This window comes from Pseudarthrobacter sp. WHRI 8279 (genome assembly GCF_040224115.2).
Lineage (GTDB): Bacteria > Actinomycetota > Actinomycetes > Actinomycetales > Micrococcaceae > Arthrobacter.
In genome coordinates, this window is record NZ_CP168162.1 from 1 (window position 1) to 13,420 (window position 13,420).

The window sequence follows — 13,420 nt, forward strand, 5'->3', positions numbered from 1 at the left end:
ACCCCGCTCATGGCAGGGCCAGCCAAGGCACCGGAGCTCTAACTGTTGAGGTACAGAGTTCAAACGAGAAAGGTCCGCAACACCGTGACCCACGAACTGCTCACGATCGGGCGCATCAGCGTTGATATTTACCCGAACGACATCGGAGTTGGCCTGGAAGACGTAATGTCCTTCGGCAAGTACCTTGGCGGATCGCCGTCCAACGTCGCAGTAGCCGCTGCCAGGCACGGCCGCCGTACGGGGGTCATTACCCGCACCGGTGACGACCCCTTCGGCACCTACCTGCACCGTGAACTTAAGAAATTCGGGGTGGATGATTCTTTCGTTATCCCGGTGCACGGCCTCCAGACCCCGGCCACCTTCTGCGCGATCCAACCGCCCGAGGATTTTCCCCTGTACTTCTACGGACGCTTTCCCACCGCCCCGGATCTGCAGATTAGGGCCGAAGAGCTGGACCTGGACGCCATCCGCAGCGCGGGAATCTTCTGGTCCACGGTGACCGGCCTGTGCCAGGAGCCCAGCAGGGCGGCGCACATCAAGGCACACGAGGCCCGGCCCCGGACTGGCCTCAAAGATGGCCAGTTCACCATCCTCGACCTCGACTACCGGCCCATGTTCTGGGCATCTGAAGAGGAAGCGCGTGCCGAGGTGGCCAAGATCCTGCCGCACGTCACCGTCGCCATCGGCAACGACAAGGAATGCGCCGTGGCGGTAGGGGAGGGAACCCCCGATGAGCAGGCCGACCGCCTGCTGGCCGCCGGCGTCGAGATCGCCGTCGTCAAGCTTGGCCCCGAAGGCGTCATGGCGAAAACCCGCACTGAGCGCGTAGTCTCCGCCCCCGTGCCGGTGGAAACCGTCAACGGCCTCGGTGCCGGCGATTCCTTTGGTGGCGCCTTCTGCCACGGACTGCTGTCCGGCTGGCCGCTCGCCCAGGTCCTGGACTATGCAAACGCCGCCGGCGCAATCGTCGCCTCGCGCCTTTCCTGCGCCGACGCCATGCCGACGCCGGCCGAGGTCACCTCGCTGCTGGCGGAACGCGGCCGCCTGGTGCCTGGCCAGTTTGCCACCGAAGGAGCAGCACTGTGACCCTCACGCCACTGGCCTCGAACAATGCGCTGGACGACGACCCGCGCCGCTACGCCCACCTGAGCACTATCAGGCTGGAAGATCCGGACGCGATAGCCCGGGCAGCGAAGGCGCGGCGCCGCCATCCCGGCCTGAAGTACGGACGGCAGAACTTCATTGTCGCAGCCGACCACCCCGCCCGCGGCGCCCTTGCCGTCGGCAACGATCCGGTGGCCATGGCAGACCGCCGGCAGCTCCTGGACCGGCTGCAGGTCGCCCTGGCAAACCCGGACGTGGATGGCGTGCTTGCGTCGCCGGACATCATGGACGACCTGCTGCTCCTGGGTGCGCTTGAAGGCAAGCTCGTCTTCGGCTCGATGAACCGCGGCGGGCTCGCTGGCCTGGTTAACGAATTCGACGACCGTTTCACCGGCCATACGGCAGCCGCGCTGGAAGCCCTCGGTGCCGACGGCGGCAAGATGCTCACCCGCATCTGCCTGGGGGACCCGGACACTGTTGCCACCCTTGAAGCCACCGCCAGGGCCATCGACTCGCTGGCTGAGCGCAAACTGGTCGCCATGGTGGAACCCTTCCTTTCGGTCCGGGAGAACGGCCGCGTCCGGAACGACCTCTCCACGGACGCGGTGATCAAATCCATAGCGATCGCCGAGGGCCTGGGCTCCACCAGCGCCTACACCTGGATGAAGCTCCCCGTCGTGGCGGACATGGAACGGGTCATGGCGGCCACCACCATGCCCACCGTCCTGCTGGGCGGGGATCCTGACACCAGCCAGGACGAGGTTTTCGCAAGCTGGCAGGCAGCCCTAGCGCTGCCCGGCGTGCAGGGCCTCACCGTTGGGCGGACCCTCCTCTACCCGGCCGACGGCGATGTTGCCGGCGCCGTGGCCACCGCCGCCTCCCTGCTGAACCACACCACCCCAGACCGAACCGAAGAAGTATCGGAGTAGCCTTCCCATGGGAACAACATCAGGAACTGCCACCCGCAGAATGACGGTCGCGCAGGCCGTCGTCGAGTATCTTTCGAAGCAGTACACGGTGGACTCCGTCGCAGGCGTTGAGTACCGTGAGCGGCTGATTCCGGGAACCTTCGGCATTTTCGGGCACGGGAACGTGGCCGGTGTGGGCCAGGCGCTGAAACAGTACCAGCAGCTGGATCCGACCATCATGCCGTACTACCAGGGGCGGAACGAGCAGGCTCAGGCGCACCAGGCCGTTGGATACGCCCGGCACACCCGCCGCCGCCAGACCTTTGCCATCAGCACGTCCATTGGCCCGGGCTCCTCCAACCTGCTGACCGGAGCAGCCCTGGCGACGACGAACCGCTTACCGGTGCTGCTGCTGCCGAGTGACACCTTCGCAACCCGAGCCGCTGACCCCGTGCTCCAGCAGCTCGAGCAGCCCCACGCCTACGACATCACGGTCAATGACGCGTTCCGGCCGCTGTCCAAGTTCTTCGACCGGGTCACCCGGCCGGAGCAGCTGTTCTCCGCCTTCCACCACGGCCTGCGCGTCCTGACCGACCCCGCCGAGACCGGCGCCGTGACCATCTCGCTGCCCCAGGACGTGCAGGCGGAGGCCTTCGACGTCCCTGCCGAGTTCCTGGCTGAGCGGGAGTGGCGGATCCGCCGCCCGGACGCGGACGATGACGACATCGCCCGCGCTGCTGAGGCCATCCGTGCTGCAAAGCGGCCGCTGATCATTGCCGGCGGCGGCGTCCTCTACGCCTACGCGAACGAGGAACTCGCGAAGTTCGTGGAGCTGACCGGCATTCCGGTGGGCAACACCCAGGCCGGCGTCGGCGTCCTGCCGTGGGACCACAAGCACTCCCTCGGAGCCATTGGTTCCACGGGCACGACAGCGGCCAACGCCGTCGCTGCCGAGGCGGACCTGATCATTGGCATCGGCACGCGCTACGAGGACTTCACCACCGCGTCCCGCACCGCGTTCCAGAACCCGGACGTGCGCTTCATCAACATCAACGTCGCCCCGATCGACGCCTACAAGCACGGCACCACGCTGCCCATCGTGGCCGACGCCCGCAAGGCACTGGTCAAGCTGAACCAGGCCCTTGGCGGCTACCGCGTGGGCGCGGACCTTGAGCAGAAAATTGTGGCCGAGAAGAAGCGCTGGGACGCCACCGTGGACGAGGCTTTTGATACCCGGCACACGCCGCTGCCGGCGCAGAACGAGATCATCGGCGCCACCAGCCGGGCCATGGACGCCCGCGACGTGGTGATCTGCGCAGCGGGTTCACTGCCCGGTGACCTCCACAAAATGTGGCGCGTCCGGGACCCGTTCGGCTACCACGTGGAATACGCGTACTCCTGCATGGGCTACGAGATCCCGGGTGGCCTGGGCGTCAAGCGTGCCGTCCTGGCTGAGGCCGCAGCAAGCACGACGGCGGCTGGCGAGGCTGGTGGGACCGGCAGGGCCGATGTGCGGGACGTCGTCGTCATGGTGGGGGACGGCTCCTACCTGATGATGCACACCGAACTGGTCACCGCCGTCGCCGAACGGATCAAACTGATTGTTGTCTTGATCCAGAACCACGGCTACGCCTCCATCGGTTCGCTGTCCGAATCCCTGGGCTCACAGCGGTTCGGCACCCAGTACCGGGCCCTGGATGAAGAGCATCACAGCTTCGACAACGGGGAGACCCTGCCAGTGGACCTCGCCTTGAACGCCGAATCCCTGGGCGTAAAGGTCATCCGGATCGAGCCGGGGGACAAGGTCATCGCCGAACTCGAGCAGGCCATCCGCGACGCCAAGGCCGCCCCTGAAGGCACAGGGCCCATCCTGATCCACGTTGAATCCGACCCACTCCTGGACGCCCCTAGTTCAGAGTCGTGGTGGGACGTTCCCGTCTCCCAGGTCTCGGAACTGGACTCCACGAAAGCGGCTTTCCAGACCTACACCGACCACAAGGCCCGCCAGCGCAAGCTGCTCGGCTGATTCCCTTTCGACACCCGAACGCTTACAACTCAAGGAAGAGTCGCCATGACTGTTACAACCGAGACCTCCACGATCAACCACTTCATCAACGGCGCCGAAAGCGCCGGCGAGGGTGACCGCACCACATCCGTCTACAACCCGGCCACCGGCGCCGTGTCCGCACAGCTGCGCCTGGCCAACCGGGCCGACTTGGACACCACCGTCGCCGCTGCCCGCAAGGCCGCCGATACCTGGGGCGACATCTCCCTGGCCAAGCGCACCGCCGTGCTCTTCAAATTCCGCGAACTGGTGGCCTCCCACGTGGACGAGCTCGCCCAGCTGGTCACCGCCGAGCACGGCAAGGTCCTCTCCGACGCCAAGGGTGAAATCGGCCGCGGCCTGGAAGTCATCGAGTACGCGTGCGGCATCCCCACGCTCCTCAAGGGCGACTACTCGGACCAGGTCTCCACGGGGATTGATGTCTTCAACTTCCGCGAGCCCCTCGGCGTGGTTGCCGGCATCACGCCGTTCAACTTCCCGGTGATGGTGCCGCTGTGGATGGCACCGATGGCCATCGCCACCGGCAATGCGTTCATCCTCAAGCCCTCCGAGCGCGACCCGTCCGCCTCCATGCTGCTGGCCAAGCTCTGGAAGCAGGCAGGCCTGCCCGACGGCGTGTTCCAGGTCCTGCACGGTGACAAGGAAACGGTGGACGGGCTCCTGACCCACCCTGACGTGGACGGCATCTCCTTCGTCGGCTCCACCCCGATCGCCCAGTACGTCCACGAAACCGCCACCAAGCACGGCAAGCGCGTCCAGGCCCTGGGCGGGGCGAAGAACCACGCCATCGTGATGCCCGACGCCGATCTGGACAACGCCGCCGACCACCTCGCCGCCGCCGCCTTCGGCTCCGCCGGGGAACGCTGCATGGCCATCTCCGTCGCCGTCGCCGTCGGGGACGCCGCGGACCTCATCGTCAAGAAGGTCGAAGAACGCGCCCTGGCCGTCAAGGTCGACAACGGCACCGCCCCCGACGCCGAAATGGGCCCGGTAATCACCCCCGCCTCCAAGGAACGCATCGTACGGATCGTCACCGAAGCCGAAAAGGCAGGCGCCGCCATGGTGGTGGACGGCCGCGACCTGGTGGTCCCCGGCCACGAAGACGGCTTCTGGGTAGGCCCCACCGTGATCGACCACGTGAAGACCGAAATGACTGCCTACACTGAGGAGATCTTCGGCCCCGTCCTCGTGGTGGTCCGCGTGGATACCCTTGAAGACGGCATCGCGCTGATCAACGCCAACCCGTACGGCAACGGCACCGCCATCTTCACCTCCTCCGGCGCCCACGCCCGGAAGTTCCAGCGCTCTGTAACGGTGGGCATGATCGGGATCAACGTGCCCCTGCCCGTCCCGGTGGCCTACCACTCCTTCGGAGGCTGGAAGGCTTCCCTCTTCGGGGACAAGCACATCTACGGCCCCGAAGGCGTCTCCTTCTACACCCGCGGCAAGGTCATCACCTCCCGCTGGCCCGAACCCACCCACGCCTCCGGCGCTTCCTACAACTTCCCGTCCAACTGATCCTCACGCCCGACAAGAAAGACAACGCTGTCATGACTGAGAACAAGCTGATCATCGGCACGGCGCCGGACTCCTGGGGTGTTTGGTTCGCGGACGACCCCAAGCAGACCCCGTGGGAACGCTTCCTGGACGAGGTGGCCGAATCCGGTTACAAGTGGATCGAGCTGGGCCCGTACGGCTACCTGCCCACCGACCCTGCACGGCTGGCCGATGAACTGAAGCAGCGCGACCTCAAGGTCACTGCGGGCACCGTCTTCACCGCGTTCCACCGCGGACTGGACCAGTGGGAGACCGCCTGGGAGCCGGCCCGCAAGGTAGCCGAACTGACGGCGGCCATGGGTGGCGAGCACATTGTGGTCATCCCGGCCATGTGGCGCGACGACGTCACCGGCGAGGCTGTAGAAAGCGGCACGCTGAGCGAGAAGGCGTGGGCGGATCTGTTCGCCGGCCACAACCGGCTGGGCAAGACCCTACTGGAGGACTTCGGCCTGAAGCAGCAGTTCCACTCGCACGCCGACTCCCACGTGGGCGCGCAGGAGGACATCGAAACGCTGCTGGCCGCCACCGACCCCGAGTACCTGAACCTGTGCCTGGACACAGGCCACGCCGAGTACTGCGGAGCGTCCAGCCTTGAGCTGATCAAGAACTACCCCGAACGTATTGGCTACCTGCACCTGAAGCAGATCAACCCGGAGATCCTCAAGAAGGTCAATGAGGAAAACATGACGTGGGCCGCAGCCAACCTGGCCGGTGTCATGACCGAGCCGCCGAACGGGCTTCCCGATTTGCGTGCCGTCATCGAAGCGGTGGAGGCCCTCAACCGGCCCATCTTCGGCATCGTGGAGCAGGACATGTATCCGGTCGCCTTCGATGTGCCCATGCCTATTGCCAAGCGCACCCGCAACTACCTGCTGTCCTGCGGTTCCCGGACCACCGTCAACTGACAGCCACACCGCCCGCATCCGTAATAGACCCTAAAGGAACGAAACAATGACTGAAGCACTCCGCGTCGCCGTCATCGGCGCCGGGCGCATGGGCGCCGACCACATCCAGCGCCTCAACACCCGAATCCACGGAGCCGAGGTTGCCGCCGTCGTGGACGTTGACCTTGCCCGTGCCCAGGCGGCTGTGGATGGCATTCCGGGCGCCGTTGCGCTTGCCGATGCCGAGGAAGCCCTCAACAACGGCGACGTCAACGCGGTACTCATTGCCACCCCCGGTTTCCTCCACGAGGACATCCTGCTGAAGGCCATCGCCAAGGACATCCCGATCCTTTGCGAGAAGCCGCTGACCCCCGATGCCCAGTCCTCCTGGAAGATCGTGGAGGCTGAGGTTGAGCTGGGCCGCAAGCGGATCCAGGTTGGCTTCATGCGCCGCTTCGACGCCGAATACGCCGCGCTGGGGCAGATCATCCGGAACAACGAACTGGGCGAACTGCTGATGCTGCACCACCAGCACCGCAACCCCACCACGCCGCCCGGCTTCACCAACGAGATGCTGATCAACGATTCCGTGGTCCACGAGTTCGACGCCATCCGCTACTTCACCGGTGAGGAGATCACCAGCGTCCAGGTGCGCCTGGGCAAGGCCACCAGGAACGCCCCGGCCGGCCAGCACGATCCGCAGCACGTCCTGCTGGAGACCGAATCAGGTGTCCTGGCTGACGTTGAAATCTTCGTCAACGCCAAGTACGGCTACGAGGTTGGGACCCAGGCGTCCTTCGAAGAAGGTGTTGTCAGCATTGGGGGCGACAAGGGCCCTTACACCCGCAGCGCCGGACGCTGGGGCGGTAACGTCACCCCGGGATTCGAGGAGCGCTTCGGCGCCGCGTACGACGTCGAAATCCAGTCATGGGTGGACGCCGCGCTGAAGGGTGAAATCGGTGGACCCACGGCGTGGGACGGCTACGCCACCGCAGCATGCTGCGAGGCCGGCGTCGAAGCGCAGAAGTCGGGAGAAAAGGTGAAGGTCCAGCTCAACTCAAAGCCGGACCTCTACAACTAGTCGCCCGCTGGAGTTTTTGTCCAGATATGCCGACCTTCGGGCATGCCAGCCCTCCATATCTGGACAAAAACTCCTCCAGCCTTACTGATCCACCATGGAGTGTTTTACGTGAAAATCGCGCTTGACCCCACCCCGTTCCACCACTCGCACAGCCTGCTTGAGTTTCCGAAGGTGGTGGCCGATCTCGGATACAAGTACATGCAGATGACTCCGCACGCGGACTTCATCCCCTTCTACAACCATCCCAAGGCCGATGATGAACTGGTGGGCCAGCTCAACAAGGCCTGCAGGGATGCCGGTATCGAGATCGCCTCCGTCCTGCCCGTACTCCGCTGGTCCGGCCCGGACGAGGATGACCGCGAAGCGGCCGTCCGGTACTGGAAGCGTGCCATCCAGATCACCGTGGACCTCGGCGTCAGCACAATGAACACCGAGTTCAGCGGCCGACCCGAGAAGGCGGAGGAGTCCGAGCGGGCGTTCTACCGCTCCATGGAGGAACTCCTGCCGATCATCGAACGGGAGGGCATCGACCTGCTCATTGACCCGCACCCTGACGACTTTGTCGAGGAGGGGCTGGCCGCCATTCGGGTTATCCGCGGCTTGAATTCGAAGAACGTGGGCCTGGTCTACGTAGCCTCGCACAGCTTCCATATGAAAAACGACCCGCTGGAGATCATGCGTGCGGCGGGGGACAAGCTGCGCCTGGTCCATGTTGCTGACACCATGGACCACCATGCTTCCCATGGTCTCCGGTACATCACCAACCCGCCGGGCAATCCCGTCCGCGTGCACCAGCACCTGAAGATCGGCGACGGCGACGTGAACTGGGACGAGTTCTTCGGCGGCCTCAAGGAAATCGGCTTCCTGGACAAGGACAACACGGTGATGGTGTCCAGCGTCTTTGCAGAGGACGAGCACGCCGGGGAGGTCTCCCGGTACCAGCTGGAAACCATGAATCAGTACGTCCAGAAGGTCAGCCTATGAGTGTTCCCGGCCCGGCCGGGGCCATCAAAAGCCGGCAGCCGTCCAACCACAAGCGGGCGCTCCGGACCGCAACCATTATCTCCACCTTCGGCGGCCTGTTGTTTGGCTACGACACCGGTGTGATCAATGGCGCGCTTCCCTATATGCAGGAAGACCTCGGGCTCACCCCTCTGACCGAGGGCCTGGTCACCTCCTCCCTCCTGTTTGGAGCAGCCTTCGGTGCACTGTTCGGCGGCCGCCTGGCCGACCGGAACGGCCGCCGAAAGATGATCATGGTCCTGGCGATGATCTTCCTCGTGGGAACGCTGGCCTGTACCTTCTCGCCGAGCACGGAAGTGATGATCGCAGCCCGGTTCGTCCTGGGACTGGCCGTGGGCGGCGCTTCCGTTACCGTCCCCGTCTACCTGGCCGAGGTTTCGCCGAGTGCGCGGCGTGGACGGATCGTCACGCAGAACGAACTGATGATCGTCACCGGGCAGTTGTTGGCCTTCATCTTCAACGCCTACCTGGGCAACACCTTCGGCGAAACCGGCGGGATTTGGCGCTGGATGCTGGTGATTGCCACCCTGCCCGCCATAGCACTGTGGATCGGCATGACCTTTATGCCGGAAAGCCCAAGGTGGCTCGCCTCGATGGGCAGCTTCGGTGAGACGCTCAGCGTCCTGCAGCGCATTCGGTCCGAGGAGGAAGCCCGGAAGGAGTTCGAAGAAGTCAAGGCCATGGCCGTGGAGGACTACAAGTCCAAGATGGGCTCGTGGAAGGACCTGGGTGTTCCCTGGCTGCGCCGGATCTTCGTCGTGGGAATCGGGCTTGCGGTGATCCAGCAAATCACCGGAGTCAATTCGATCATGTACTACGGAACCCAAATCCTTGCGCAGTCCGGCTTCGCCCGGGAGGCTGCGCTGACCGCCAATATTGCCAACGGCGTCATCTCCGTCCTCGCCACGTTCGTGGGGATATGGCTGCTCGGCAGGGTGGGCCGCCGTCGGATGCTTATCACAGGGCAGATAGGCACGACGACGGCGCTGCTGCTGATCGGCCTGTTCTCGCTGATCCTGCCAGAAGGCTCAGCCCGTGGTTTCGTGATCCTTTCCCTGACGGTGACGTTCCTTGCCTTCCAGCAGGGTGCCATCTCCCCGGTGACGTGGCTGATGCTCTCCGAGATCTTTCCGCTGAAGATCCGCGGGCTCGGGATGGGCGCCTCCGCCTTCGTCCTGTGGACCGTCAATTTCATGGTGGGCTTCGGATTTCCGCAGCTGCTGGCGGCGATCGGCCTGTCCAGCACCTTCTTTGTGTTCGCCGTGCTTGGAGTAGGAGCCATTGCCTTCGCCGCGAAGTTCGTCCCGGAAACCAAGGACAAGAGCCTTGAAGACGTGGAGCACTACTTCAAGAACGCCGCCGCTGTGAAGAATGAAGCAACTGCCGGCGTAGGAGCCTCCTAGCTCACCGCGTTACACGCCGACCACAGAAGCACCCTTGTCCTCCCGGACGAGGGTGCTTCCGTGCGTTGAGCGGGCGTTGTGAAATCGCTGCAAAAGCGATCATTTCCGCACTCCAAACCGCACATTACGTGTTTACATACTAATGTCAGGACAAAGTATTGACATGTGTGGTTCAAGTCACGATGATCGTACTAAGCACATTCCGGAAGCCGCACCGTGGCAGCCCGGAGCTGAAATCAAAGGAGATTCACGTGGCTCAATTTTCTTGGCGCAAGGCAACCCTGGTGGCAGCTATTGCGCCGATGCTGGCCCTGAGTGCATGCTCGAGCACCGGCGGCAGGACCGAAGAGGCAGGCGGCGCGGGCGGAGGGGGGCAAGTCGCCACAACAGAACGCATGAAGATCGCCCTCATCACCCACGCCGCTCCCGGTGACACCTTCTGGGACATCCTCCGCAAGGGTGCCGAAGAGGCCGCCGCCAAAGACAACGTTGAACTGCTGTACACATCCGACCCCGAGGGTGGACGCCAGGCACAGCTCATCCAGCAGGCCATCGACCAGAAAGTGGAAGGGATCGCCGTCACCCTCGCCAAGCCGGACGCACTCAAAGACGCCCTGAAGAAAGCTACTGACGCCGGCATCCCCGTCGTCAGCCTGAACTCTGGAGCGGACGTGTGGCAGCAGGTAGGCGCTTTCACCCACTTCGGATCCGACGAGAACCTCGCCGGTGCCGCTGTTGGCGACAAGCTCAACTCGCTGGGAGCAAAGCGCCCCATCTGCGTGATCATGGAACAAGGCAACGTGGCCCTGGATGCCCGCTGTGCCGGCGTCAAGTCCAAGATCCCGGCGACCGAGAACCTGTTCGTCCAGGGAACGGACATGACGCAGGTGTCCTCGACCGTCAGCGCGAAGCTCCAGGCCACTCCGGATGCAGATGCCATCATCGGCCTCGGAGCGCCCTTCACGCTGACCATCCACAAGGCAGTGGAAAGCCTGGGCCTGGCCGACAAGGTGAAGGTTGCGTCCTTTGACATGAACGGTGAACTGGCCCAGGCCATCATCGATGGCAAGGTTGCCTTCACTGTGGACCAGCAGCCGTGGCTCCAGGGCTATGGCGCCATCGACGCCCTGTGGCAGGTCAAGAGGGGCGGCATTCACGTAGGTGGCGGGCTCCCGGTCCTGACCGGCCCGTCGATCATTGATCAGGCCGCGGCTCCTGACGTTCTCAAGTTCGCCAAGGAAGGCATCCGCTAAGGATGACTGAGCCGGGTTCCGGGGCCTTGCGGCTCCGGAACCCGCCTAGCAGGAGAAACCCATGACACAGACACTCACCAAAACATCCACCGCCGTCACCGATGAACGCATCGGCAAACGCAACCCGCTCCAGAAGCTGCTCGCCCGCCCCGAGGTCGGCGCCCTGGTGGGCGCTATCGTCCTCTTCATCTTCTTTGCCTTGGTGTCCTCGACGTTCACCCAGCCCAATGCGCTGGCTACCATCCTGTACGGCAGTTCCACAATCGGGATCATGGCGGTAGGGGTGTCGCTGCTGATGATTGGCGGGGAGTTCGACCTTTCCACCGGTGTCGCCGTGATCTCCTCGGCACTGACGGCCTCGATGTTCAGCTGGTACTTCAGCACCAACGTCTGGGTGGGGGTCCTCCTGGCTCTGCTGGTGTCCCTGGCCATCGGCTACATCAACGGGTGGATCCTGATGAAGACGAAGCTGCCCAGCTTCATCGTCACCCTGGCTACCTTCCTGATGCTGACCGGCCTGAACCTGGGCCTGACCCGCATGATCGGCGGCGGTGTTTCGTCCCCCTCGATTTCGGACATGGACGGCTTCGCCTCCGCCCGCGCGGTGTTTGCGTCTTCAGTGCGGATCGGCGGGATAGATGTCCAGATCACGGTCTTCATCTGGATCGCCCTCGTCGCCGTCGCCACCTGGGTGCTGATGCGGACCAAGGTGGGGAACTGGATCTTCGCCGTCGGCGGAGACGAGAACGCGGCCCGTGCCGTGGGCGTTCCGGTCAAAGCAACCAAGATCGGACTGTTCATGGGTGTCGGTTTCTGCGGCTGGATCCTGGGCATGCACAACCTCTTCGCCTTCGACACCGTGCAGTCCGGTGAAGGCGTGGGCAACGAGTTCCTTTACATCATCGCCGCTGTGATCGGCGGATGCCTGCTCACCGGCGGCTACGGCTCAGCGATTGGTGGTGCGATTGGCGCCTTCATCTTCGGCATGGCCAACAAGGGCATCGTCTACGCCCAATGGAACCCGGACTGGTTCAAGTTCTTCCTCGGCCTGATGCTGTTGCTGGCCACCATCGTCAACCTCATCGTCAAGCGCCGCGCGGAACTGAAGTAAGGGGTCCAGAGATCATGAACGCACAAGAGATCAACCAGCAGACGCTGCTTCAGAACGAAAAAGATCCGTTGACGCACACCCCGGTGCACCTGCTTTCCCTGGACGGGGTCGGCAAGCATTACGGCAATATCGTGGCCCTCCGGGACGTCACCATGGCCGTGGACAACGGCCGCGTCACCTGCGTCCTGGGAGACAACGGCGCCGGCAAGTCCACACTGATCAAGATCATCGCGGGACTGCACCAGCACGACGCCGGGATGCTGAACATCATGGGGGAGGAACGGAAGTTCGGTTCACCCCGCGATGCCCTGGATGCCGGAATCGCCACCGTCTACCAGGACCTCGCCGTGGTTCCGCTGATGCCGATCTGGCGGAACTTCTTCCTCGGCTCGGAACTGACCAGCGGTTTTGGTCCTTTCAAGAGCATGGATGTCCAGAAGATGAAGGACATCACCAAAAAGGAACTGGCTGAAATGGGCATCGACCTCCGCGACGTGGAGCAGCCCATCGGCCAGCTCTCCGGCGGTGAGCGCCAGTGCGTGGCCATTGCACGCGCCGTCTACTTCGGCGCCAAGGTCCTGATCCTGGACGAGCCGACGGCGGCGCTTGGCGTGAAGCAGTCCGGTGTGGTCCTGCGCTACATCCTGCAGGCCAGGGACCGGGGACTTGGCGTCATCTTCATCACGCACAACCCGCACCATGCCTTCCCCGTGGGGGACCGGTTCCTGCTGCTCAAGCGCGGCAAGTCCATCGGTTACTACGACAAGCAGGACATCACCCTGGACGAGCTCACGGCCCAGATGGCCGGCGGCGCCGAACTTGCCGAACTCGCCCACGAACTTGAGCAGCTGGGCGGGCACAGCGATGTGGTCAAGGAAGTACAGGCCGAGGTGGCCGACGTCGCCCACACCACAGAGATGCCCAAGGAAGGGGCCGCACGGCACCTCTAGCAGGAGCGACGCGGTGCCCGCCGGACATGCGGACGGGCACCGCCGACCGGCATTGGCCCAATCGAACGAACAGCAGACAGG

At 64.1% G+C, this 13,420-nt stretch carries 11 protein-coding genes; all 11 read left to right on the forward strand.

Annotated features, from left to right (window positions below; all coding sequences use genetic code 11):
* The first annotated feature begins 84 nt into the window (after window positions 1–84).
* Window positions 85–1,086 (forward strand): 5-dehydro-2-deoxygluconokinase, encoded by a 1,002-nt coding sequence (gene iolC, locus ABRP28_RS00005; RefSeq protein ID WP_350004812.1) that lies wholly within the window; start codon window positions 85–87, stop codon window positions 1,084–1,086.
* Entirely contained in the window at window positions 1,083–2,033 is a 951-nt protein-coding gene (locus tag ABRP28_RS00010) for a deoxyribose-phosphate aldolase (protein ID WP_350004810.1), read from the forward strand. The genes iolC and ABRP28_RS00010 overlap by 4 nt, the downstream gene beginning before the upstream one ends.
* 40 nt (window positions 2,034–2,073) lie before the next feature.
* Entirely contained in the window at window positions 2,074–4,038 is a 1,965-nt protein-coding gene (gene iolD, locus ABRP28_RS00015) for a 3D-(3,5/4)-trihydroxycyclohexane-1,2-dione acylhydrolase (decyclizing) (protein ID WP_350004942.1), read from the forward strand.
* A 45-nt stretch (window positions 4,039–4,083) separates the two neighbouring features.
* The gene (locus tag ABRP28_RS00020; protein WP_350004808.1) at window positions 4,084–5,595 is read left to right on the forward strand and encodes a CoA-acylating methylmalonate-semialdehyde dehydrogenase; all 1,512 of its coding nucleotides are present in this window, start codon (window positions 4,084–4,086) and stop codon (window positions 5,593–5,595) included.
* A gap of 32 nt (window positions 5,596–5,627) precedes the next feature.
* Window positions 5,628–6,539: a sugar phosphate isomerase/epimerase gene (locus tag ABRP28_RS00025; RefSeq protein WP_350004807.1), complete on the forward strand. Its 912-nt coding sequence runs from the start codon at window positions 5,628–5,630 to the stop codon at window positions 6,537–6,539.
* A 46-nt stretch (window positions 6,540–6,585) separates the two neighbouring features.
* Entirely contained in the window at window positions 6,586–7,599 is a 1,014-nt protein-coding gene (locus ABRP28_RS00030; RefSeq protein ID WP_350004805.1) for a Gfo/Idh/MocA family oxidoreductase, read from the forward strand.
* 108 nt (window positions 7,600–7,707) lie between these two features.
* Complete coding sequence (locus ABRP28_RS00035) at window positions 7,708–8,583, forward strand: sugar phosphate isomerase/epimerase family protein (protein WP_350004803.1); 876 nt, start codon at window positions 7,708–7,710, stop codon at window positions 8,581–8,583.
* Window positions 8,580–10,025 (forward strand): sugar porter family MFS transporter, encoded by a 1,446-nt coding sequence (locus ABRP28_RS00040; RefSeq protein ID WP_350004801.1) that lies wholly within the window; start codon window positions 8,580–8,582, stop codon window positions 10,023–10,025. Before ABRP28_RS00035 ends, ABRP28_RS00040 begins: the two co-directional genes overlap by 4 nt.
* Window positions 10,026–10,276: 251 nt before the next feature.
* Entirely contained in the window at window positions 10,277–11,278 is a 1,002-nt protein-coding gene (locus ABRP28_RS00045) for a substrate-binding domain-containing protein (protein WP_350004798.1), read from the forward strand.
* A gap of 61 nt (window positions 11,279–11,339) precedes the next feature.
* Complete coding sequence (locus ABRP28_RS00050) at window positions 11,340–12,389, forward strand: ABC transporter permease (protein WP_350004796.1); 1,050 nt, start codon at window positions 11,340–11,342, stop codon at window positions 12,387–12,389.
* A gap of 14 nt (window positions 12,390–12,403) precedes the next feature.
* Entirely contained in the window at window positions 12,404–13,339 is a 936-nt protein-coding gene (locus ABRP28_RS00055) for an ATP-binding cassette domain-containing protein (protein WP_350004794.1), read from the forward strand.
* Window positions 13,340–13,420 lie beyond the last annotated feature (81 nt).